At 60.6% G+C, this 23,414-nt stretch carries 19 protein-coding genes; 6 read left to right on the top strand and 13 right to left on the bottom strand.

The window, feature by feature from the left end:
* Positions 1–12 precede the first annotated feature (12 nt).
* From GEV37_RS10280 to GEV37_RS10270, 3 genes are all read left to right on the top strand, one after another.
* Entirely contained in the window at positions 13–1,833 is a 1,821-nt protein-coding gene (locus GEV37_RS10280) for a sugar phosphorylase (protein WP_227390166.1), read from the top strand.
* A gap of 51 nt (positions 1,834–1,884) precedes the next feature.
* Entirely contained in the window at positions 1,885–2,658 is a 774-nt protein-coding gene (gene dsbG / locus GEV37_RS10275; protein WP_227390165.1) for a thiol:disulfide interchange protein DsbG, read from the top strand.
* A gap of 161 nt (positions 2,659–2,819) precedes the next feature.
* The gene (locus GEV37_RS10270; protein WP_227390164.1) at positions 2,820–4,427 is read left to right on the top strand and encodes a methyl-accepting chemotaxis protein; all 1,608 of its coding nucleotides are present in this window, start codon (positions 2,820–2,822) and stop codon (positions 4,425–4,427) included.
* 93 nt (positions 4,428–4,520) lie between these two features.
* Here the strand turns inward: GEV37_RS10270 and GEV37_RS10265 are convergent, their stop codons facing one another.
* The 3 genes from GEV37_RS10265 to GEV37_RS10255 form a co-directional block, all read right to left on the bottom strand.
* Positions 4,521–5,741 (bottom strand): glycosyltransferase family protein, encoded by a 1,221-nt coding sequence (locus GEV37_RS10265; RefSeq protein ID WP_227390163.1) that lies wholly within the window; start codon positions 5,739–5,741, stop codon positions 4,521–4,523.
* Positions 5,738–6,724 (bottom strand): HAD-IIB family hydrolase, encoded by a 987-nt coding sequence (locus tag GEV37_RS10260; protein ID WP_227390162.1) that lies wholly within the window; start codon positions 6,722–6,724, stop codon positions 5,738–5,740. The genes GEV37_RS10265 and GEV37_RS10260 overlap by 4 nt, the downstream gene beginning before the upstream one ends.
* A gap of 485 nt (positions 6,725–7,209) precedes the next feature.
* Complete coding sequence (locus GEV37_RS10255) at positions 7,210–8,256, bottom strand: OmpA family protein (RefSeq protein ID WP_227390161.1); 1,047 nt, start codon at positions 8,254–8,256, stop codon at positions 7,210–7,212.
* 166 nt (positions 8,257–8,422) lie between these two features.
* Here GEV37_RS10255 and GEV37_RS10250 point away from each other — a divergent pair, with 166 nt between their 5' ends.
* From GEV37_RS10250 to GEV37_RS10240, 3 genes are read left to right on the top strand one after another with little or no spacing between them, the layout of a single operon-like run.
* The gene (locus GEV37_RS10250; protein WP_227390160.1) at positions 8,423–9,103 is read left to right on the top strand and encodes a hypothetical protein; all 681 of its coding nucleotides are present in this window, start codon (positions 8,423–8,425) and stop codon (positions 9,101–9,103) included.
* A 4-nt stretch (positions 9,104–9,107) separates the two neighbouring features.
* Positions 9,108–9,689 carry a FlgO family outer membrane protein gene (locus GEV37_RS10245; protein ID WP_227390159.1) on the top strand — a complete coding sequence of 194 codons (582 nt, stop codon included), beginning with the start codon at positions 9,108–9,110 and terminating at the stop codon, positions 9,687–9,689.
* A 53-nt stretch (positions 9,690–9,742) separates the two neighbouring features.
* A complete protein-coding gene (locus GEV37_RS10240; protein WP_227390158.1) occupies positions 9,743–10,564 on the top strand; it encodes a glycosyltransferase family 32 protein in 822 nt (273 codons plus the stop codon).
* A gap of 45 nt (positions 10,565–10,609) precedes the next feature.
* On the opposite strand, the gene GEV37_RS10235 is transcribed toward GEV37_RS10240, so the two are convergent.
* The 10 genes from GEV37_RS10235 to GEV37_RS10190 all read right to left on the bottom strand — a co-directional run bounded on the left by GEV37_RS10235 (position 10,610) and on the right by GEV37_RS10190 (position 23,395).
* Positions 10,610–11,851, bottom strand: coding sequence for an O-antigen ligase family protein (locus GEV37_RS10235; protein ID WP_227390157.1), 1,242 nt, complete (start codon positions 11,849–11,851; stop codon positions 10,610–10,612).
* Positions 11,852–11,924: 73 nt separating this feature from the next.
* Positions 11,925–12,935: a UDP-glucose 4-epimerase GalE gene (gene galE / locus GEV37_RS10230; protein ID WP_227390156.1), complete on the bottom strand. Its 1,011-nt coding sequence runs from the start codon at positions 12,933–12,935 to the stop codon at positions 11,925–11,927.
* A 26-nt stretch (positions 12,936–12,961) separates the two neighbouring features.
* A complete protein-coding gene (locus GEV37_RS10225; RefSeq protein ID WP_338035125.1) occupies positions 12,962–14,389 on the bottom strand; it encodes an undecaprenyl-phosphate glucose phosphotransferase in 1,428 nt (475 codons plus the stop codon).
* Entirely contained in the window at positions 14,386–15,687 is a 1,302-nt protein-coding gene (locus GEV37_RS10220) for an O-antigen ligase family protein (protein ID WP_227390155.1), read from the bottom strand. The genes GEV37_RS10225 and GEV37_RS10220 overlap by 4 nt, the downstream gene beginning before the upstream one ends.
* Before the next feature lie 84 nt (positions 15,688–15,771).
* On the bottom strand, positions 15,772–16,410 hold the full coding sequence (locus GEV37_RS10215; RefSeq protein ID WP_227390154.1) for a glycosyltransferase family 32 protein: 639 nt from the start codon (positions 16,408–16,410) through the stop codon (positions 15,772–15,774).
* Between the two features lie 5 nt (positions 16,411–16,415).
* A complete protein-coding gene (locus GEV37_RS10210) occupies positions 16,416–17,093 on the bottom strand; it encodes a WecB/TagA/CpsF family glycosyltransferase (RefSeq protein ID WP_227390153.1) in 678 nt (225 codons plus the stop codon).
* Positions 17,094–17,127: 34 nt separating this feature from the next.
* The gene (locus GEV37_RS10205; RefSeq protein ID WP_227390152.1) at positions 17,128–18,444 is read right to left on the bottom strand and encodes an MATE family efflux transporter; all 1,317 of its coding nucleotides are present in this window, start codon (positions 18,442–18,444) and stop codon (positions 17,128–17,130) included.
* A 254-nt stretch (positions 18,445–18,698) separates the two neighbouring features.
* Positions 18,699–19,964: a serine hydroxymethyltransferase gene (gene glyA, locus GEV37_RS10200; RefSeq protein ID WP_227390151.1), complete on the bottom strand. Its 1,266-nt coding sequence runs from the start codon at positions 19,962–19,964 to the stop codon at positions 18,699–18,701.
* A 148-nt stretch (positions 19,965–20,112) separates the two neighbouring features.
* Positions 20,113–22,674, bottom strand: a complete 2,562-nt coding sequence (locus GEV37_RS10195) for an ABC transporter permease (protein ID WP_227390150.1) — start codon at positions 22,672–22,674, stop codon at positions 20,113–20,115.
* On the bottom strand, positions 22,667–23,395 hold the full coding sequence (locus tag GEV37_RS10190; RefSeq protein ID WP_227390149.1) for an ABC transporter ATP-binding protein: 729 nt from the start codon (positions 23,393–23,395) through the stop codon (positions 22,667–22,669). Before GEV37_RS10190 ends, GEV37_RS10195 begins: the two co-directional genes overlap by 8 nt.
* Between the last annotated feature and the right edge of the window lie 19 nt (positions 23,396–23,414).

Raw genomic sequence — 23,414 nt, 5'->3', positions numbered from 1 at the left:
AAAGAGGCGCCCATGACGCACTTCGAAAAGACGCTCCACCGCCACTTGACCCACTTGTATGGCGAGCGTGCAGGCGAGGTAGCGCGGCGTATCGGCCAGCACGTGGCGTACTTCAACGAGGCCCGCGCGCGGGGCGAAAGCCAGGATGGCACCCCAGCAATCACTCCCCGCCGAGTGCTCGACGGCGAGCGCGGTGCACCGCTTTGGAGCGAGAAGGATCAGTGGGTGATCAGCTACGGCGACTCGATCGTTGCCGACGACACGCCGCCACTGACGGTGCTGGGCGACTTCCTGCGCCGCCATCTCGACGGCGTGATCAGCGGCGTTCACGTGCTGCCCTTCTTTCCCTGGAGCAGCGACGACGGCTTTTCGGTCATCCATTACCGCGAAGTCAACCCGGCGCTCGGCGACTGGTCGCACATTCGCGAGCTTTCACGCCATTTCGACCTGATGGGCGATCTGGTGCTCAACCACGTCTCGCGTGAGTCGCTGTGGTTCGTCGACTACCTGACCGGAAGCCTGCCCGGGCGCGACTTCTTCATCGAGGTGGACCCCGACACCGACGTCTCCCAGGTGACTCGGCCGCGCAGCAGCCCGTTGCTGGTGCCGGTCGCCACCCGCCGGGGCACGCGCCACCTGTGGGCCACCTTCTCGGATGATCAGATCGATTTGAATTTCGAGAACCCTGACGTGCTGCTGGAGTTCGTCGGCATACTGCTGTTCTACCTGCTGCAAGGCGTGAGCATCGTGCGCTTGGACGCCGTGGCGTTTCTGTGGAAGCGCCTGGGCACGACCTGCATTCACCTGCCGGAAACTCACACCGTGGTGCGGCTTCTGCGCGCCATCGTCGACGAGGTCGCGCCCAACACGCTGTTGATCACCGAAACCAACGTGCCCCACGCGGAGAACATCAGCTATTTCGGCCTGGAGCGGCTGGCATCGAACGCCCCCGACCCCGTGCGCATCGCTGACGAAGCGCACATGGTGTACCAGTTCGCTCTGCCGCCGCTGCTGCTGCATACGCTCACCCGGGGCGAGGCCGCAACGCTTCAGGAGTGGCTCGCGGGCCTGCCCGAGCTACCGAATTCCTGCACCTATCTCAACTTCACGGCCAGCCACGATGGCATCGGCGTGCGCCCACTGGAGGGATTGCTGCCGGATCACGAGCGCGATGCGCTGCTCGAGCTGATGCACCGTTTCGGTGGCTTCGTCAGCATGCGCAGCAACCCCGATGGCAGCGATACCGCTTACGAGATCAACATTACCTGGTTCGAGGCGATGCGCGGCACCCGGCGCGGACCGGACCCCTGGCAGATCGCCCGCTTTCTCTGCAGCCAGGCGATCATGCTCTCCCTGCAGGGCATCCCTGCGCTCTACATCCACACGCTGACCGGCTCGCTCAACGATGTGGAAGGCGTGGAGCGCAGCGGGCGGCTGCGTTCGATCAACCGCCGCCAATGGCCAAGCAACGAGCTCGAACTGCTGCTGGCAAGCCCCTCGACCCCGACCCACGACGTATTCCACGCCCTGCGCGCGCTGCTCGCCCTGCGCCGCGCGGAACCCTGCTTTCATCCCGGTGCCGCCCAGCGCGTGCTGGCCACGCCCGACCACCTGCTGGCCATCGAACGCGGGCCGCTCGAAGACGGCCGCCGACTGCTGGCACTCTTCAACGTCACCGACCGGCCCGTGCCGCTCGACGAGACCGGCTCGGCCCTTATCGAGGCGCTCGGCCAGGACGGTTGGCGCGTGCTCGAGGGCCCCACGGCGGGGCCTGTCGACGCGCCTCTTGCCCCCTACGCGACGCGCTGGCTGGTCAACGAGCAGGCAGGCTAGCCCGGGCTGTGGTCTACTGGGGCCTCGACTAGCAGCCACACGGAAAATGCCATGCCCCTTGCCAGATCGCTTCTGACCCTTGCGCTTGCGAGCACAAGCCTGAACGCGGCCCTTGCCGCCGACGCGCCGCTGCCCGCCCCCATCGACGCCCTGCGCGAGCGCGGTCTCGAGATTCACGAGCGCTTTGATGCCCCTGGCGGGCTGGTCGGCTTCGGGGCCAGCTCGCCGGGCCAGGAGATGGTGATCTACCTCACCCCGGATGGCGAACACGCGATCATCGGCACGCTGTTCGATGCCCAGGGCGAGAACCTCTCCGAGGCGGCGCTCGAGACTCACGTGCGCGCTCCGCTCGAGGCGCAGACCTGGCAAAGCCTGGAGCAGAGCCACTGGGTCCAGGATGGCAGCACCGACGCCCCGCGCAGGGTGTACATGTTCACCGACCCGAACTGTACCTACTGCAAGGCGCTGTGGCGCCAGACGCGTCCCTGGGTCGAGGCCGGCGAGGTGCAGATTCGCCACATTCTGGTCGGCATTCTTGCCCCGAACAGCCCAGCGCTGGCCGCAACCCTGCTCGCTGCGGATGACCCCGAACAGGCGCTCGCCGCTCACAGCGAAGGTGAACCGATCACCGCCAGCGCCCAAAGCGTGGCGATCGAGGAGCAGGTCTACACCAACAACCAGCTGTTCGACGAGCTCGGTCTTCATGCCACCCCCACCAGCGCGTTCAAGCGCGAAACCGATGGCGCCGTGCGCCTGGATCGCATCGAGGGTCTTCCGGGGCATGACCGGCTGATCGAAATGATGGGCGGCGAAGCGCCGCGATAGCGCTGCTCGAGCCGGGCAACGCAATGCGCCGAACCCCGCGTATGACGCGGGGTTCCGTCGTCCGGCGCACTACGAATAATTAATCCGTTTCAAACTCATGCCCCGCCCTTTCCTGCCGATATGTGATGCATCTTCGATTCTTACATGTACTCAGGAAAACCATGACGCGACTGACGTTGAACCAACGCCTCTGGGGCATTCTCTCGGTAATCTGCCTGGCCATGCTGCTGCTGGTCGGCTGGCTGAGCTGGGACACCCGACAAACCATCGAACAGGAGCGACGCACGAGCCTCCAGTACGTCGTTGAGAGCCTGGGGTATCAGCTCGAAAGTCTTCAGGCCCGTGCGCGCAGCGGCGAGCTGACCCACGAAGAAGCGCAGGCCCGTGCCATCGAGAGCATCGCCAATGCCCGATTCGGCGACGGCGAGTACATCTTCGCCTTCAACGATCAGTTGGACATCGTCTCCCACCCGCGTCGCGAACCCGGTGACGACATGAGCACCTTCCGGGACTCGAGCGGCATGTACCTTTACCAGGCGCTGCTCGACGCAGCGCAAAACGGGGGCGGCTTCGTCGACTACTTCTCCCAGCGCATCGACTCCGGCGACGAGCAGTTTCCCAAGATCAGCTACTTCGCCTACCTGGCGGACTGGGGTTGGGCCTACGGCGCCGGGGTCTATGTGGACGACATCGACGAAGCCTTCGTCGACAGTCTGCTTCGCTCGCTGATCGCGCTGCTGCTGGTGGGCATTCCCGTGGCGCTGCTGATGGGCTGGGTGATTCGCGACGTAGCCAAGCGGCTCGGAGGCGACCCGCGCTACGCGGCCACGGTGGTCAGTCACATCGCCGATGGCGACCTGACCCGCAGCACCACGCTCGCAGCCAGTGATCGCCGCAGCCTGCTGTTCGATATCAACCGCATGCGCGAAGCGCTGGCGAGCACCATCGGGGACATCAACCAGGGTGCGGATCAGGTCAATGACGGCGTGGAGCGCATCGTCGGCGTCAACGAGGAGCTTTCCACCCGCACCGAGCAGCAGGCCGCCTCGCTTGCCGAGACCGCCTCGAGCATGGAAGAACTGACCGCCACGGTGAAGCAGAACGCCGAGCACGCCGAGCATGCCCGCGAGCTCGCCGCGACCACGGCCCAGAACGCCCGGCGTGGCAGCGACGCCATGACCACGGTGGTAAGCACCATGGAGGCCATCGACGAGAGCGCCGCGCAGATGAGCAGCATCGTCAATACCATCGATGCCATCGCCTTCCAGACCAACATCTTGGCCCTCAACGCTTCGGTAGAGGCGGCGCGCGCCGGCGAGCAAGGTCGCGGCTTCGCGGTGGTGGCCAGTGAAGTGCGCAACCTCGCCAGCCGTTCCGCCGCCGCCGCCCAGGAAATCAAGAAGTTGATCGAGGACTCGGGCGTCAAGGTAGCACAAGGCAGCGAACGGGTGCGCGACACCGGCGGGGTGATCAATCGCGTGGTCGAGGATATCCAGCAGTTGAGCACCCTGGTGCAGGAGATCTCCGCCGCGACCCGCGAACAGAGCAGCGGCATCGAGCAGGTCAACCTCGCGGTGACCCAGATGGATCAGATGACCCAGCAAAACGCCGGGCTCGTCCAGCAAAGCAACCACGCCACCCAACGGCTTGCGACGCTGAGCGACCAGCTGCGCCAGCGGGTCGCCAACTTCCGCATCGCCTCATCGAGCGCACCGGCCATGGCCTCACCGGCGGGCAGCGCCAGCCTGCCCTCCCCCGACGACTTCTAGGCTCGGGGGTCTGACGAAAACACGACGCCCACGCTCGCAAGCGTGGGCGTCGTGCCTTTCAGGCCCTGCCTTTCGGGAATGCAACCGAAGGCGTCAGACATCGCCTTGGTTGTCGCGCTCCACCGCCTCGTGCATGCGCGCGAGCAGATTCGGCACTGCGGCCTGCACCCGGTTCCAGCTGGGAATGAAGGGCCGCTCGCGGGGGTTGTCGAGAAACAGGTTGCCCGCCTCCAGCAGGTTGCTGGCGAAAAGTTCCACCGCCTGCTCCTCGCAGTGGCGATCGAGGCTCAGCCCGTTCATGGTGGCGTCGTGGTCGTAGGCTTCGATCAGATCCAGCGCCAGCCGGTAGTAGGTCGCCTTCAAGGTGCGAAAATCCTCGCTGCTGAAGGTGATACCCTGAGTGGCCAGCTTTCGGTAGAGCGCCTTGGCGATATCCAGGCTCATGCGGTTGAGCCCGCCGGTCGGGTCGTCCTCGCTCACCGGCTGGTGCTTGTGATCGTAGCCGTCGGCGATATCCACCTGGCAGATCTGGCGCAGCGAATAGTTGCGCTGAAGCTCCGAAAGCACGCCGATCTCGAGCCCCCAGTCCGCCGGGATGCGAATGCCCTCGAGCACGTCGCGGCGCATGGCGAACTCGCCGGAAAGCGGATAGCGGAAGCTATCGAGATAGTCCAGATACGGCAGCGGCCCGCAGACGGTCTTCAGCGCGCGCAAAAGCGGCGTGACCATCAGCCGCGAAACGCGCCCATTCAAGCGGCCTTCGGCGATACGCGGGTAGTAGCCCTTGCAGAAGCTGTAGTCGAACTGCGGGTGGGCGACCGGGTACATCAGCCGCGCCAGCAGCGCCCGGTCGTAGGTCAGGATATCGCAGTCGTGAAGACCCACCACCGACGAGCGGTGAGAGGCCAGCATGTAGCCCGCGCAGTACCATACGTTGCGCCCCTTGCCCGGTTCCAGCGCCCCCAGGCCATGCTCGTCGAGCTCGGCATCCAGCGCTCGAAGCCTCGGGCCGTCGTTCCACAGGATGCGCGTATGCTGGGGTAGCCTGGCGAAGAACTCGCGGGCGAACAGGAACTGCTCGCGGTCGGCGCGATCGAGCCCGATCACGATCTCGTCGAGATACGGCACCTTGGCGAGCTCGTCGACGATGGCCGACAGCGCCGGCCCCTCGAGCTCTGAAAACAGCGATGGCAGGATCAGCCCCATCGGCCGGCGGGCACCAAAGCGCACCAAGTCACGCTCAAGCTCCTCGACCGGGCGCCGGGTGAGGTTATGAAAGTCCGTGATCAGGCCATTCTGATGAAAGTCGCTCATGGCGTATCCTCCTTGATTCGCTTTGCGTCGTGACCATCGAGCTCGTGATCGTCGAGTTCGTGATCGTCAATGCCTAGAGCCAGGCTGGCGAGACGCTCGTCCTGCGCGCCCCACCAGTGAATGAGTCCTTCGACCCAGCCCGTCGGACCCTTTGCGCGGGTGCGATAGAGCGCGTCGCTTGCAGGGTTCACCGCCAGGTGATGAGCGCCCTTGATGACCACCGCCTGATCCACCGCTTCGAGCATCTCGATATCGTTGGGGCCATCGCCCAGCCCCAGCGTCAGCGGCATGCTGCCGCGCAGCGAGCGAAAGCGCTTGATCAGCCACGTCACTGCGCGGCCCTTGTCCGAGGTCGCGCCCATGGCGTGATGAAAGCGCCCACCCTGGGTGAGCGTCAGCCCATCGCCGGCCAGCGCCTGGCGCAAGGCGTCGAGAGCGGCGGCATCGTCTTCCCAGATCAGCGGCTCGCTGCCTTGGCGCTTGCGGGCGGCAATGGCGCGGGCGTCGTCGAGCCCGGTCAGCGCGACCACCTTCTCGACGGACATCTCGCCCATCCGCGTGAAGCGTACGTTCAGGCGCTGGCGCCAGACGTCGAGCCGCGCGCGAATGAAGGCGTTGTCTACCCCGGTGTGCTTGACGACCATGCTGTCCCGGGCGTCGCCAGGGCGATCCAGCCGAGGGTGGCACCACCCCGGCGGCAACCCGATCACCGCACCGTTCTCGGCCACGAAAGGCGTGGAGGTAAGGCCCAGCGCCTCGCGCAGCGGCGCAAGCTCGGCGCGGGTCTTGCTGGTGACCGGAATCACCGGCACCCCGAGCGCCTTGAGACGCGAAAGCGCCGCACGGGCGGGCGAGAAATCGTAGCTGTCGTGATCCAGCAGTGAGCCGTCCAAATCGGTGACGACCAGGCGCGGCCTGAGGGCCGGGTCGATCGCGGCAGTCTCGGGGGCACGTTGTGACGCGGCGCGGGCGTGTTCCGACATGACATCACCTGTCTTCAATGATTGGCCTGCAAACATGATTGGCCTGCAAACGATCAGCACCATGTGCGCGATCATGGCTTTTGATTAGCAGGTTATGTGCCAATGCATTTTTATTTAAATGCATCAGCCGGTTAGCAGAATTTCAAACGCCGCATTGATCAGATGCACCATCGTCGAGCATTCAAGCCGCACCATGGAAGAGCATGAGATGAGGTGATGGAAGGAAAATAACTTGGACAAGAGATGAACAGCCAAGCAGAAAATTATAAAAAAACTTGGCAAAGGCCTGAGGAAGGCTATACTCGAATTGTACCTGCTGGCACCCTTGGTACACCCCTCACCTGATGCCAGCAGACTACACCGAGCCAAGCCCTTACTGACCCGCCCACCCCCGGCGGGTCTTTTTTTATTCGCACTTTCTATTCGCACGTTCTATTCGCACGTTCTATTCGCCTGAACTACTCGCCTGGTTTATTCGCCATCTTTCATTCGACGTGAATGACCACCTCGACCCGCCGGTTGCGCGTGCGCCCCTCGGGCGTTGCGTTATCCGCCAAGGGCCGGGTATCCGCCAGCCCCACCGCGCGCAGCCTCGAAGGTGCCACGCCCGCCGCCTCCAGTGCCTCGACGATGGCGATGGCGCGGGCGCTTGAAAGCGCCCAGTTGGAGGAGAATGCCGGGGTATTGATCGACCGGCTATCCGAGTGCCCCTCTACCCACACTTCGCCATCGAAGCGCTGGATGGTTTCCAGCAGCGAGCCCACCAGGACCGTGCCGCCGTCTGTCAACTCGGCCTCGGCGGAGGGGAACAGCAGCTGGTCCTGTACACGAAGGCTGATGCCTTCAGCCACGCGTGCGACCTCGACGCCTTCGAGATTGGGCAGGTAGGGGGATTCGGCCACGCGCGCGTTCAAGCGCTCGGCCACACCGACGGCGCCCTGGATCGCCGACTCGTCGAGGGCGACTACGTTGACCGGGGGGCGGTCGGTGAGGATCACCATGTAGTCCGCCATCGGCGGCGGTGCCTGTACCGGCGGGCCTTCGCCGGCGCTTGAGGCAAACAGCGGCGTGGGCAGCAGCCACTCGAGCACCGGGGCGGGCTGCAACGGCGCATCGTCGATGACCGCCTCGATGGCAACGTCGCGACGCGCAAGCAGCGCCGGCGGAGCGCTCGGTGCAGGGACGACCGGGCGCCGAGCCTGCGGGCCGACCACTCCGAGCGCGGCGCTGACCGCGACCGGGCTCAGCTCGCCGGGAATCGGCGCCGGCAGCGCGGGGGCGGCGCGCTGAAGCGACTCCGGCAGGGGGACTTCCAGCGCCGGCACCGGCGTGTCTTGATCAGCACCGACGAGGGTATCCTCCTGGGCGCCGCCGGGGCTGATATCGGCGGCGGCGATGATCACCACGAACAGCGCCACTAGCAGGGTCATGATATCGATGTAACTGATCATCCAGCCGCTGTTGCCGTCTTCCTGCGAATAGGCGGACATCAGCGAGTCGTGGCGCGGGCCGCCCCGGTGGTCTTCAAGCATGGGGAACTCTACTCATTCAAGTTTTTCACCTGGCGGTCGATACCCAAGGTGTAAGCTTCAGGCTAGAAGGCCTAGTCTATCAAAAAGCCCTTTTGCGAAGAGAAGGAACTAGCCGGTGTATACCCGCCTTTTAGCCGTAACACATCGTTTCGGGTGCGCGCTTGGTGTGGGGCTATCAAGCCTTGCGTTGAGTGGTTGCTTCTACGCCAATACTTCTCAGGTACCGATCGCCACGACCTACCCCTACACCGAGCAGCAGCGCATGCAGGCCGCTCATCACTGGGAAGTGCTGGCCCGCCACGAAGCCGGCCAGATCCTCCAGCGCGAGCGAGTACGCTTTCGCGACCTGCACATCCAGGACCCCAACCCGGAAGGCTACGTCGCCTATAGCGGCGGGGAGTTCGATCGCGGCTTTCGCGCCCTGCTGACCAGCGAGCTGGTGACGCGCGGCGCCAACGTGACCACCGTCCCCACCAGCAACAGCGCCGAAGTCGTGGTCGGCGTCGAGGTGGTCGAGCACCGCGATAGAAGCTTCGTGCGTCCTCCTGTAGGAGCCTTTACGGCATTGGCGGCGGGCGTGGCGGTGGCCACCATTCCGATCAACCGCTGGAGCGAACCGGCGCTCGGGCTGATTCCCGCCGCCATGGTGGCGGATGTCACCAGCGGCAGCTGGACCTACACCGGCAATGAAGAGATCATCGTCACCACTCAGGTGATCGACGACGAGCGCATTCTCTATTCGTCGTCCAACATCTATTACATCAACAAGGGCGATCGGCGCCAGTACGCGCCCCAACGGGCCTACACGCCCGTCGAGCCTTCCGTTCCGCTCACCAATACCTGGTAAGGCCATGCACGCAATCGTTTCCGGACTCTTTGCCCTCTTTCCCCGCCGCCGCGCCCTGCTGGTGCTTTCGCTGCTCGGCGCGCTGATGCTGAGCGGCTGCGCAAACAACCAGAGCCGCCCGCAGGAGCCACCGCCGCCGGATCTCTCCCAGCTGGCTCACGAGGCCGCCGCACAGATGATGGCCGGCAACCCTGCCTTGACTCGCTACAGCCCGATGATCGCCGCCACCTTCGTGAGTATCGACAACCTCACCACCTCCTCCACCTTCGGGCGCATCAGCTCCGAAATCATGGCCTCGGCGCTAGCCCAGCAGGGCATGCAGGTTCGCGAGGTGAAGATGCGCGATAGCATGTTCATTGAGGAGAACGTGGGCGAGCTGATCCTGTCGCGCCAGGTACAAAGGTTGAGCTCCCAGAGCAACGCCCGCTCGATTCTGATGGGCACTTATGCCCAAGGCCAGGACTACATCTACGTGAGCACCCGGGTGGTGCGCGCGGGAGATGCGATGGTGCTTGCCACGGCGGACTTCAAGCTCGCCATCGACAACAACGTGCTGAGCCTTCTCGAGGGGCAAGGTGGCTGGTGACACAATATTGCGGGTAAGATAGCGCTTTTCTGAGGGAAAGAAACGGGCTTCTCATGACCCAACCCAGCAATGCCAGTCGCCTGATCATCGTGGCGGCAAGCCGAGTGATCAAGCTTGTCGCCAACATCACCAAGCTTTCAAGCTACGCATTCCACGCGCTGGCGCCGAACAAGCGCTTCACGTTGCCCGCCTACGCGCCGCCGCTTTTGAAACCCCATGATCAGACGGCCATACCCCGTACGCTGTGGCAGACCAACTTCACCGACCGCGTCACCCTGCCGGTCTATCTGAACTACCTCTTCAACCGGTTGATGGCGCCACGCTTCGAATACCGCTTCATGATCACCGAGGCGCGCCAGGCGTTCATCGCCCGTCACTTCGACACGCGCATCAACCAGAACTACGCTCGGCTGCAGATCGGCGCCGCCCAGGCGGACTTCTGGCGACTGCTGGTGCTCTATCATCACGGCGGGGTCTACCTGGATATCGATGCCCATGCGGTCTGGCCACTTGGCTGCGTGATCGGAAAAGACACCCCGGAGCTCTTTGTTACCACACGGCGCGGCGAAATCAGTAACTACTTCATTGCGAGCCAGGCCGAGAACCCCAACCTGCGCACCCTGATCGACCAGGTCCAGCGCAATATCGAGGCGAACACGCTCACCAACGTGTTCGAGCTGACCGGCCCCGGCGTCTTCAATCAGCACCTCGACCCCGCCATGGTGCCTACGGTGCCCTACCGCTACGCCTGCAATCAGGGAAGCTTCACCAACGAGCACTTTCAGTACATCGACAAGAAGGCGGGCAAGTGGACCAAGGAGCAGACGCGAGTACGGGTCATTCGAGACGATCATGATCTTGCCGATAAAACGTAAAAAGGGCGGCACTGGCCGCCCTTTGCATGCTGTCAGCACCGCATTCTAGGTTCGTGACGCCAGACAGCGACGATGGTGGCCATGCACGCCCCACAATATGGCCAGCAGAAAAGCGAACATCATGACGCCACTGTTATGGGTGAGAAACACCTGGGACAGACCAAAATCGATATAGGCAACGCTGAGCAATACCCCTGCCACGGCGACCGAACGTACCTCGAGATTGTCGTGACGCAGGTAGCGCCCGAAAAGGCGCATGGGCACGAGGTAGAGCAGCAACAAAACGGTCAGCCCGACGACCCCCCGTTTAGCGAAAGCATCCAGGAATTCGTTATGCGCGTGGCCGAATTGAAGAATGGACGGATTCACTAAGCCTTGCTCAGCCAATGAGGCCATTCCGGACTGATAACCGATTTCACCCCACCCCAGAAAAGGTTTATCAGCGATCAAGTGAGTGGCTCCCTTCCACATCTCGAAACGCGCTCCCAATGATGTCTCCTGTGAATCCCCAGAAAGATACCAAGCAATATCATTGAATGCCTGAATTACTCTTTCTTGCACCCCTGTCTGAGGCATGAAAAATACCACTGCTGCTGCTGCCAGCACGCCACCGAAGATAGCAAGCTTGAGTCTAAGAGAAAGCTGACTGCCATAGCTTCGATAAAGAACGATGAGTACGAGCGGGAAGCCTATCCAGCCACCTCGGCTTCCGGACAACAGGGAGCCGAGAATGCCCATCAAGGCTCCTCCCAAGAGAAAAGCACTCCATGTCAGGCGACGAGGTTGAACAAAAGCCCACCCCAAGCCGGCAAGACTGAGAATTCCCAGCAGCATGCTCAAGTTACCGAACTGGATGACGTGCGTATATCCTCCTGCACGCTCTATATCCATGAAGAGTTTCTGCCAGGCCGCCCAGGTGCCCGCTGCAATCGCACCAACGGCAAAGCCCGCCCACATCCACGCAAGCCTAGGCGGGTACGCCAGCACGAACAGCAGCGCCGGCACGGCCAGCAGGAGTCGGCTGGGGCGGTCCAGCGCACGCGAGCTCTCGCCCCCCCACAAGGCCATGAGCATGACGACCACGGCGTAGGCAAGCATGACCGCCATGATGGCTCGATCCTGCCGGTCCAGCTTCAAGCCCGGACGCAGAAAAACCAACGCTATCCCGCCCAGCAAGAGCAAGGCAGCGCCCAGCGAATAACCAGTGGGAATGACGAGAGAGAGCGCTCCGAACAGGAACGCCGCAAGAGAAGTATAGTGGTGAGCCCACCGTGCAGTGTTCGACATGATATCGCTTGTAAATAAGTCAGCCCGATACCGCCGAGACGTCGGCAGCGATTCGGCGGCACTATAGCACGGCTTATGAAGTGGCGGTGTCTTGCGTTGCATTTTGCTGCCAGCGCCAGGTGTCAATCATCATGTCCGTCAGGCTCATTTCGGCGCGCCAGCCGAGATCCTGACAAGCCTTGTTTGCACTGGCCCAGAAAGCAGGCAAGTCACCTTCACGACGTGGAGCGAATCGATAAGGTACCTTCACCCCGGTGGCAGCCATGAAGCTTTCAACCATCTCCAGTACCGACACTCCCTGCCCGGTTCCCAGATTATAGTGATGCACCCCATGCTGCAGATGCGTCAAGGCCTTTGAGTGTCCTTGCGCCAGGTCCACGACATGCAGGTAATCCCGTACGCACGTACCGTCTTCGGTAGGATAGTCGCTACCATAGATCGACAACTCGCTCAGCGACCCCGCCGCCACTTGAGCGATATACGGCATCAAATTATTGGGGATACCCTGTGGCGCCTCGCCGATCAGACCGGAAGGGTGCGCCCCCACCGGATTGAAATAGCGAAGAATGGAAATGGACCACTGTGCGTCGCTCGCACTCAAGTCTTCCAGAACCTTTTCCACCATTCCCTTGGACGTTCCATAAGGGCTCGTGGCCACTCCGCGGGGCATGGTCTCGACGTAAGGGGTGCTTGCCTCTTCACCATAGACCGTGGCGGAAGAGCTGAAGACCAGCTTCTTCACGTTGGCTGCCTGCATCGCGGCACACAAGCTCAAGGTGCCGTAAACGTTATTTTCATAATACTCGAGTGGCTTTCTCACACTCTCGCTGACGGCTTTCAAACCAGCGCAATGGATTACCGCCGAGACGCCGTGACGCCCAAAGATGTCAGTCAACAACCCTCGATCACACACATCGCCTTCGAAAAAGGTCACGCCACGCCGGGTAATCTTCTCGATACGATGGATGACGCTTGGACAGCTGTTACTCAAGTTGTCGAGCACGACCACGTCCTGGCCTGCTTGCAAGAGCTCGACGACGACATGCGACCCGATGTACCCCGTTCCTCCTGTGACCAATATCATGGCGCTACCTCTTGTAAACGTGTCGGCTAGTAGGCGTTCTTGTTGGTGAAACCCTTGAACACGGTCATGAAAATGATCTTGATGTCGAGGAACAACGACCAGTTGTCGATATACCAAAGATCGTACTCGACACGACGCTGCATCTTCTCCAGGGTCTCGGTTTCACCGCGCAGGCCATTCACCTGCGCCCATCCAGTAATCCCCGGTTTGACCTTGTGCCGACGCATGTAGGATTCGACCAGCTCCTTGTAGTATTCGTTATGGGCCAGCGCATGCGGGCGTGGGCCGACGATGGACATACGTCCTTGCAGCACGTTGTAGAACTGAGGAAGCTCGTCCAGCGATGTCTTGCGAAGTAGCGCGCCAATCGGCGTCAAGCGACTGTCACCCTTCGTAGCCTGAGTAACCACGCCCTCACTTTCCTGATGCACATGCATGGAACGAAACTTGTATACCTTGAACTGCTTGCCGTTCGAACCGGTGCGATATTGCTTGAACAGTACCGGCCCCTTGGAAGTCATCTTGATGATCAGGGCGATCAACAGGCAGACGGGCAAGATCATCAGCGTGATGAGCCCGCCAAGCAGAATATCTTCGGCACGCTTGACCAGTCGTGCCATTCCGCTGATGGGCGAAACGCTCAAATCGATAGCTAAATGCCCCGCCACTTCGCTGGTGCGATGATTTAAGAGCCGCATGTCCTTGAAGTCGGGAATCAAGCGAATCTCTTCGGTATGGTTACGCAGCGCATAGAACAGGCCATGAACGGTATCTCCCATCTCGAGTGGAACGCATATCCATACCTCCGCAGCACCTGAAGCGCTGATGCGTTCGGCGATTCGGGTCATGTTCGAGTGCTCAGGCGTTCCATGAAGTCGCTCGACGCCGGCGATTGAATGGCCTTCCCAGGCAGCTTGACGCATGCCTTTGGCCACATTGAGAACGTTGGCTCCAGGACCGACAAGAAAGATAGGCCGTCGCGCTCCTCCTCGCAGTCGTACTCGACGCAAACCGTATTGAACGGCAATGCGAGCACCACCTGCCAATATGAAAGAACCCAGCAGCGTCAAACCTATCCAGAGCCTGGAATACCGTTCGGAAGCATCTGCAAAATAAATCAGCGAAGCAGCGATGATTGCAACAGCCAGCCATACGAGCATGAGCTTGCCAAGTAGATAATAGCTCGAAGATACGCGCCAGCGTTTGTAACTACCGGTCGAATTATTGATGATAATAACAAGAAGAGACATGCAAGCGAGCGCCAATACATAGCGCTCATGTAGTTCCACAGTTCCGAAGCGATATAAATGAGCTATAAAGCCTACGAATGCAATAGCCGCAATATCCAATACCGGGAATACCAGTTGTGGAGGGTAACGTTCTGAAAACACTACCCCCTTGTCCGACTTTCTTTCACCACCACGAGACATCATTTCGATAGCATCCTGTTTCAATTGCGTTCTTGAGTGCGAGAACGAAAGGCGAAACGCTTCATACTCTTTACATTAGGAGCTTTAAAAAGAAAGCCGTCACGCTGCTTTGCCTCTTTCAAAAAAACAAAGGCAGACAGATAGACAAAAATAAAATTCACTATATTTGTAGACTTCGTCGTATAAGATTCCGTAATATTCGATACGAGAAAAAAGCATATAAAAGTAAAGAATACCACAAATTCTACTGCATCGAGCTTGGCTCTATATGCTGCCATCATGAGTGCGGCAAAGAAAACAAAATAAATAATGGCACCTAGCACTCCGCCTTGAGCAAGAATATCAACATATCCGTTATGACTATCTTCTGGATAGAAATCACCCATTCCTTCTATAGGGCCTAGCGTTATAAAATGATCCATGGTCCAAAGGTTGTCCAGACCATAGCCTAACCACAGATGCACCCCATGGAGCTGCTGCAATGCATACTCCCAAATCGTCAAACGGCCCGTCAAAGAAATAAACTTTCCAAAAACACTGATGCCATCGTTACCCGTATGCAGAGCTACTGCTTGGGCGTTGAAAAGAAGAATGGCGACAACAATAAAGCCTTCCAGTACCAATATGGATACGAAAAGTTTCCCATTGACCTTTGGATCATTGAGAACTGTGTAAGACATATGGAAAAAGAAGGCTAGAAAAGAAATCAGCATACCTGTTGCAAACCCTGTTCTTGAACCTGAATTCAAGACAACAAAGACGGCAGCAACGAACACCAAAAAACAACAAAGTTTCACGGCCAACTCTTTCGAGCTAATAAAAAGCAATGTAGCTGATACCATAAGCAGTGCCGACAGCCTACCCAAAGCGTTTTTTTGATCGAAAACACCTTTCCAATCACCTGCAAACTTGCCCTCTTCCAGCCCTATCCCAGTAGAAAAATTGGCTAGCAAGATATTAAAGGAAAGTAGAAGAAAAAGAGATACGACGATAGCTTTGAGAAAAGCTTCGACACTCATTTTACTAGCACAAAAACTAGCTAACAAGACAACAAGCGAAAAGGCAATGACCTTTGCTAACGACGAAACGTCCCCTCCAAAAAACATTGAAACCAGAAAGAGGTAGCCAATGAAAAAAGGCAGTAACAATATTTTCAGACTGAACATCCAGTCACTAAACACCATGGTGACCAGCAAGCCAACAAGCACGAACAACATCAAGCCGTACTGCTCATAAGAGAGCAGCACTCTATCGTCAAAGTTCCCATTGACCAAGAAAACCCAGCTCACTACAAGAAAAAAAAGAAGCCCGTTCTTCAGCATTCCTCGCCCTCGAAAGACATATAAAACATTAATACGCTCAAAAATCATCGAACGTTAAGCTAATGAACGCACAACTCTGTATACTTAAAACAACTTTCTTTTTATTTTTTCAAATAACCCCATTTTCCAACCCTTCCCCCAATGATGAATCAAGTAGGTATCCGTTTCGATATACTTGAACATCAGTTCCTTGCGATCATGGGACTTGGCATAGGGGTTATAAGGATAAAAGGCGGACCATGGCATGACCTCAATATTGCTGGCATCTTTGGCGAGACAGGCATTGGCCACTTCGGGAGCGATCAGAAAAGGTTTCTTTTGCTCGAATCGTTGCTCGATCAACTCGATCGCATCCGTGAAGAAATGGTGTCCTGCAACGCCACCCACCACGGCCGTGTTGAGGCGGTCGGCGTCTTCATAGCCAAGAAAACAGTCGAACTCGAGCAGTGGCTCCAGACTTTTGACGGCTTCCATGTCGACGTCCAGATAGACTCCACCGTGATCGCGCAGCGCGACCATTCGCATGTAGTCGGAAAGAAAGGCCCAGCGCTTCTTTTCGATGCAATCCTTGATGAACGGAATGCCCTGATCGACAGAGCCTTCGTTCCACTCGATGATCTCGAAGTCCGGCATGACGACTTTCCAGCTGGCGATGCACTCCTTGTAGAGTGTCGACTTCTCGTTACCACCAAACCAGCAGCAGTGAATCTTTTTAGGAATCATTATGATTAACCAATATTTTTGCCAAACTTCAAAAGATAATAAGGGTAATAGACGAAGTAGCGCGCCACCAGACGGCGTGGTTCCTTGAGGATACGATACAGCCAGCGCAGGTGGTAGCGATCGATAAAATCGGGATAGTAGTCGCCTCCTTTCGCCTGAACCAATTGATCCAGATAGCCGCCGCACGTGTAACCACTGCCACTCCACCCCTTGTCCTGCATATCCAGCAGTATGCGTTCCTGCTTACCCGCCCCCATGCCGACGATGAGCACATCCAAGGTCATCGCCTGATCGAGAAATTCAGCGCGCTCTTGCTCGCTGTCGAAGTAGCCCGAACGCGACAGTACGATGTCGAGTCCTGGATATTTTTCCTTCAATAGCCGGGTCGCTTCGACAATATTCTCGGGCGTGCCTCCGACCAGGCAAACCCGCAAGTGATTGGTCACTGCATCGCCGAACACCACGGGTGCGATCGACGTATCATCGAAACTGACGCGCTCTACCCGCTTGTTCTTGAACAGTCGCGCATACAGCACGATGGCGATGCCGTCGGTGTAGAACTTCAGCCGTTCACACTCGCGCTGGTCGAGCTCTTCAGAGACGACCCCTAAAGAAAAGGGGTTGATAAACGTGCAGCACTCGCCAGATTGGAGGACGAAGCGTTGCTCAAGCTTCATTTTCATGGGCTTACCAATTCTTGATCGTTCGCTCGATGCATCAGTGGCGCCTGATGGCACCCAGCCAATCCATCATGAAAAAACCGAGGTCGCGCTTGACGACATAGACGGCCAACAGGTTCTGCAGGGCCAGGCAGGCCAGCAGTGAAAGCGCCGCGCCTACGGCTCCATAGGGGGGTATCAGTATCAAGGACAATATCCCGCCGATGACCACCGATAAAACGAGAATATTACGGGCGACACGCTGCTTGTCGACCATCAAGAGAAGCAGAATGACCGACCCGGTAAAAACATTGATGACCTGAGCCACCACGAGCAGCTGTAGCACGCCGGCGGCATCTGTGTAAGCGCCTTTGAAAAAACTCAGCACCCACTGTGGCCAGCCCAGGAACACGATGGCGGGAATCGCCGAAAAGAACGACATTTGCAGTGTGCTGCGTTTGGCAAGCGCACTCAGTGCCGCATGATTCCCCTCATGATGCAGCCGCGAGAATCGAGGGCCCAGTATGCTGTCGTACACGGTCAGAATGAAGCCGATGATCATGGCCAGCCGCAGCCCGAGGCTGAAGACCGCCACCTGATCTTCGTCATGGAAAAAGCCCAGAACGATACTGGCCCCCCACTGGACATAGTAGAAGATGATCCCCACCAGTAGAAAGTCCGGCAAGCTCCTGTAGAAACCTCGCACGAACGTGACCTCCCCGCCCGTATCGAGACGACTGGCACCATAGACGCGCATCACCGCCCAGAGCCCAATCAGCAGGTACACGACGAGTAGTCCGCCAAGCATGGTCATGAGATGCGTCGCGTTCAGGGCCACCTCGCCAAGGAGCGTTGCACCGACGATGAGAGCGCTCAACACGATCGAGATGCTGCCGATTTCGAACAGGCAGGACACATTGGCCCTCCCCCACCCTTTCAAGATGAAGTTACATAGATAGATGACGCTATAAAGGGGAGACAACAGCGCAGTGACTCTTATCGCTTGCGTGCCTTGCGTGACATCCGTGAAGAGCATGGCCGAAATCTCGGCGGCCCACCACCAGAGCGCGACCGCCGCCGCCAGGCTTGCAAGGATGTTGACCAACAAGCCACGCTGATAGATCCACTTGACCTCACTGCCGCTGGCATTGGAGGTAGCCACGCCCATGTACTTGAGGGTGGCTCTGTCGGTTCCAAGACTCGTGAACACCTGAACGCCGATCATGATGGACAGGCACAGCATGAAAGCGCCGAACTCTCTGACATCGACGAGCGTCGCGAGGACGTAGGAAAGCAGGAAGGTGCCTCCCGCCGCCATGCCTCGAGCCGCAAAGGTAGAAATGAGCTGACTCTTAAACAGGAAACTTAACCACATTCAAGCTCACCTTCTCCTTGGCCTAGCTTAAAGAAACCGAATTGTCGCCTCGAAAGGCAGAGCTGATCGCGGCTATATCACGACCAGGAAAAGAGGGCGCTCTCCATGCCATCACCGCCTCGCCTTCTAACTTGGATTCACGGTGAGAACGCGTTGTAGAAAGGCATTAAAAAAGCGCAGCCACGTTGGGCTGCGCTGGGCAAATCTATCAGACTCCAATCATCGTGTATAGAACGGAGCCGATGACACAAGGTTTATTTGTAAACGGGGAAGCGCTTGCAAACCGCGTTCACCTTCTCGGCCACCGCAGCCTCGATGCTGGCGGTCTCTTCGCCCTTGGCGAGCACCTCGAGGATGTCGCAGATCCAGCCGGCGAGCTCCTGGCACTCGGCTTCACCGAAGCCACGCGTGGTGACCGCCGGAGTACCGATGCGAAGTCCGGAGGTGATGAACGGACTTTGCGGGTCGTTGGGCACGGCGTTCTTGTTGACGGTGATGTGGGCACGGCCCAGGGCGGCGTCCGCGTCCTTGCCGGTCACGCCCTGCTTGACCAGCGAGAGCAGAAACAGATGGTCTTCGGTGCCGCCGGAGACGATATCGAAACCGCGCTCGATGAATACGCTCGCCATGACCTTGGCATTCTTGACCACCTGCTGCTGGTAGGCCTTGAATTCCGGCGCCATCGCTTCCTTGAAGCAGATCGCCTTGGCGGCGATGACGTGCATCAGCGGGCCACCCTGGCCCCCGGGGAAGACGGCGGACTGCAGCTTCTTCTCGATATCGGCGTCGTTTTCGGCGGAGAGAATCACGCCGCTGCGCGGGCCACGCAGAGTCTTGTGGGTGGTGGAGGTCACCACGTGAGCGTGTGGCAGCGGGCTCGGGTAGACGCCGGCGGCGACCAGGCCCGCCACGTGGGCCATGTCGACCAGCAGGTAGGCGCCCACTTCGTCGGCGATCTCGCGGAACTTCGCCCAGTCGATGATCTGTGAATAGGCGGAGAAGCCGGCGATAATCATCTTCGGCTGGTGCTCGCGAGCAAGGGACGTCACCTGGTCATAGTCGATCAGGCCCTGGTCGTTCAGGCCGTACTGGATGGCGTTGTAGTGCTTGCCGGAGAAGTTGGGCTTGGCGCCGTGGGTCAGGTGACCGCCGGCGTCCAGGCTCATGCCGAGGATGGTGTCGCCGGGCTTGACCAACGCCTGGAAGACGGCGCTGTTGGCTTGGGAGCCGGAATGCGGCTGCACGTTGACGTAGGTGGCATCGAAAAGCTTCTTGGCGTAATCGATCGCCAGATTCTCCGCGATATCCACGAATTCGCAGCCGCCGTAGTAGCGTTTGCCCGGGTAGCCTTCGGCGTACTTGTTGGTCAGTTGGCTGCCCTGAGCTTCGAGTACCCGTGGGCTTGCGTAGTTTTCGGAAGCGATCAGTTCGATGTGGTCTTCCTGGCGCGCCACTTCTTTCTGCATGGCATCAAAAAGCGCATCGTCAAACCCGGCAATGGTCATATCGCGGCTGAACATGGGAGAAACCTCGTAGGCTAGGGCATCGAAAAAAGCAAGGCGCCCATCATACCCCAGGCGGAAGCGACTTTCATCGCATCCGCGTCAGGTGAAACATGAGCGCTCCTCATGACGGCCTCGATGCCCGCACGCTTGACGATCAGTCCGGTCACGCCTCGCCCAGAAGCCCCAGGCTCGCCGCCGGCGCTTGGCGGCGCAGGGAGTAGGAGAGCATATGACCGATGACCCCGACCAGCAGCGCCCCGCCCAGCGGCAGCACGAGCCATAGCGCCACGTGCGGCCGGGGCGTCAGGTCGAGCCAGTAGAGGTAGAGCGCGGCGCTGGCAAGCTCCGCCAGGGCCGCGCCCATCAGGCCGCTGGCCAGACCCAGCAGCGCGTACTCCGCCCCCTGCACACGGGAGATCATGCGATTGCCCGCGCCGAACACGCGCAGTAGCCCGCTTTCGTGGGCGCGCACCGGGCGGCTGGCGGTCAGCGCGGCATAGAGCACGCTGATGCCAGCCAGCAGCACCAGCGCCAGGATCAGCTCGACGGCGCGGGTCACCTGCCCCAGCACGTCGCGCACTTGGCCGAGAATCGCCTCGACATTGAGCAGCGACACTCCGGGGAAGTCGCGCACCAGCTGGCGTATGAGGCCTTGCTCGCTTTCCGGCAGATAGAAGGCGGTGATGTAGCTGTGGCTGAAGCGCTCGAGGCTTTCCGGCGGAAAGATGACGAAGAAGTTGGGCTTGAATGTATCCCAATCGAGGCTTCTCAGGCTGGTGATACGGGTATCGATACGATCGCCGCCCACGGAGAACGCAAGCGAATCTCCCAGCGTGAGCCCGAGGCGCTCGGCCAGTCCCGCCTCGACGGAAATGGGCACAGGGGAATCCGTCTCGGGCGTCGCCTCGACTTCCTGCATGAAGCCCTGTGCCGGGCGAGGCGCAGCAAACCACTGCCCGGCGACGATCTCGTTGCCTTCGGGAAGCACTGCCTGCCAGGTCAGGTTGAGTTCGCGACGCAGCGCCCCGTCACCGCGGGCGCTCTCCGGTACCGCCTCGCGCGGGGCCTGGCCGTCGATCTCGACGAGGCGCCCGCGCACCATCGGATAGAGCGCGCTCTGGGTGGTCACGCTTGGGGCGATGGCGGCCTCGAACGCTTCACGCTCGCTGGGCTGTATATTGATGGCGAAGTAGTTGGGCGTGTCGTCCGGCAACTGGCTTTGCCAGGTGGTCAACAGATCACCGCGTACCAGCACGATCATCGCCATGGCGAAGAAGGTGACTGAAAACGCCAGTAGCTGGCCGCGCCCGGCCTGGCGCCGCCGGGCGAGCTGGCGCCCGCCCAGACGCAGTGCCTGGCTCCAGGGCGTGGCACCGGAGAGTCTGGCCACCAGCGCCAGCACCCCGCCGAGCAAAAGACCACTGGCGACCCACAGTACCCCGAGCACCACCGCCCCGCCGAGCAGCAGCCCGAGCGCCAACGACACGCTGCCGGAGTAGAGCCACAACAGAGCGCCGAAGACCGCGCTTGCCGTCCCGACCACCAGCCAGCCCGCCGGCGGCAGCGGGTCGAGCTCGCGGCGCAGCACCTTGAGGGCGCTGACCTGCTGGATGCGCAAGAGCGTCGGCCCGGCGAACCCGACCAGTACGGCCAGCGCCGTCAGCACGCCAAGCCCCAGTGGCATGAAACCGGGCAGCGGCAAAGGTAACGGTATAAATTGAACCAGCAGCCAAAGCAGCAGCGCCTGACCCGCCAGCCCCAGCAGCGCGCCGATCAGCGAGGCGGCCAACGCCAGCCCCAAAAGCTGCAGCCCGAAAATGGTAACCAACTGGTACTGGCTGGCGCCGAAGCAGCGCAACAAGGCGGCGGTGTCCAGGTGGCGCTCCACGTAGCGCTTTGTGGACATCGCCACCGCCACGCCGGCCAGTAGCACCGCGACCAGCCCGGCCAGGCTCAGGTAGCTTTCCGCCCGCGCCAGGGCGTTGCCGAGCTGCGGGCGGTCGACGCGCACGTCGCGCACCTCGACGCCCTGTTCACGCAACCTCGACAGCAGCGGCTGGACCTGCTCCAGCGCCTGGGCGGAGCCGGCGGCGAGCAGTTCGAACTCGATGCGCGAGCCGGGCTGGACGAGCCCCGTCGCGTCCAGATCGGCGGTGTTGATCATCAGGCGCGGGTTGAAGTTGCCGAACCCGGCGGACTGGTCCGCCTCGCGCTCGATGATCCCGGTCACGGCAAGCTCGGTCTGACCTACCTGGACACGCTCGCCGAGCGTCAGCCCGAGCAGTTCCGCCAGGCGCGGGTCCGCCCAGGCTTGCCCGGCGGGCGGGCCGGACGAGATCTCCTCGACCCCTTCGCCGCGATCGACCCGATTGACGCCGTAGTGCGGGTAGACATCATCTACCGCCTTGAGGCTGGTGGGCTGAAAGCGCTCGCCCTGACTGATCATCGATACCAGGTCGACCTGGTCGCTCAGCACGAACCCGGCCTGCTCGAGGGTAGCGCGCAGGGCGTCGTCGAAGGGGTCGCGCTGTTCGAGCACCAGATCGCCGCCCAGCATCTGCCCTGCCTGGCGCTCGAGCCCGCGCTCCAGGCGGTCGAGAAAGAAGGCGATCATGGTGGCAGCGGCCACAGCGAGCACCAGCGCCACGAACAGCGCCCGCACGTCGGCGGCGCGCAGGTCACGCTTGAGGCTACGCCCGGCCAATCGCCAGTTCACGCTACTCATCGCCACCGCCCTCCACGGCCGGGTCGAAAGCGTTGAGCTGCCCCGCCGCCAGGCGCAGGCAGCGATCGCAGCGGCGCGCCAGTGCGTGGTCATGGGTAACCAGAATCAAGGTAGTGCCCGCCTCGCGATTGAGCGTGAAGAGCAGATCGATCACCTGGGCGCCGGTGTCCGGGTCCAGGTTGCCGGTGGGTTCGTCGGCGAAGACCAGCTCCGGGTCGGCGACGAAGGCCCGAGCGATCGCCACCCGCTGCTGCTCGCCTCCGGAGAGCTGCTTGGGCAAATGATCGATACGCTCGCCAAGCCCTACCCGCTCGAGCCAGTCGCGCGCCGTTTGGCTCTCACCGGCCCGCGGCGAGAGCTCCAGCGGCAGCAGCACGTTCTCGAGGGCGCTCAACGTTGGCAGCAGCTGGAAGTTCTGGAACACGAACCCCACCCGCCCGGCGCGCAGCGCGGCGCGCCCGTCCTCGTCGAGACGGCTCAAGGGGTGGCCGAACAGGCTGAGCTCGCCATCGCTCGGGGTGTCGAGCCCGGCGAGCAGCCCGAGCAGGGTGGACTTGCCCGCTCCACTCTTGCCGAGGATCGCTACGCTTTCGCCCTGGGCGACGCTCAGCGACAGATCCTTGAGAATGGTCAGCGAGCGCTCGCCGCTTCTGACCGCCTTGGAGAGCTTCTCGGCTAGCAGAACCGGCGATGCATGTGGTACACCGGGGGTTTGCGGCATGGCCGCGCTCGTGCGCGCT

The organism is Vreelandella malpeensis, assembly GCF_020622355.1.
Classification (GTDB): domain Bacteria; phylum Pseudomonadota; class Gammaproteobacteria; order Pseudomonadales; family Halomonadaceae; genus Vreelandella; species Vreelandella malpeensis.
The sequence above is the reverse complement of the archived record's forward strand: the minus strand, read 5'-3'. Positions and strand labels throughout refer to the sequence as shown.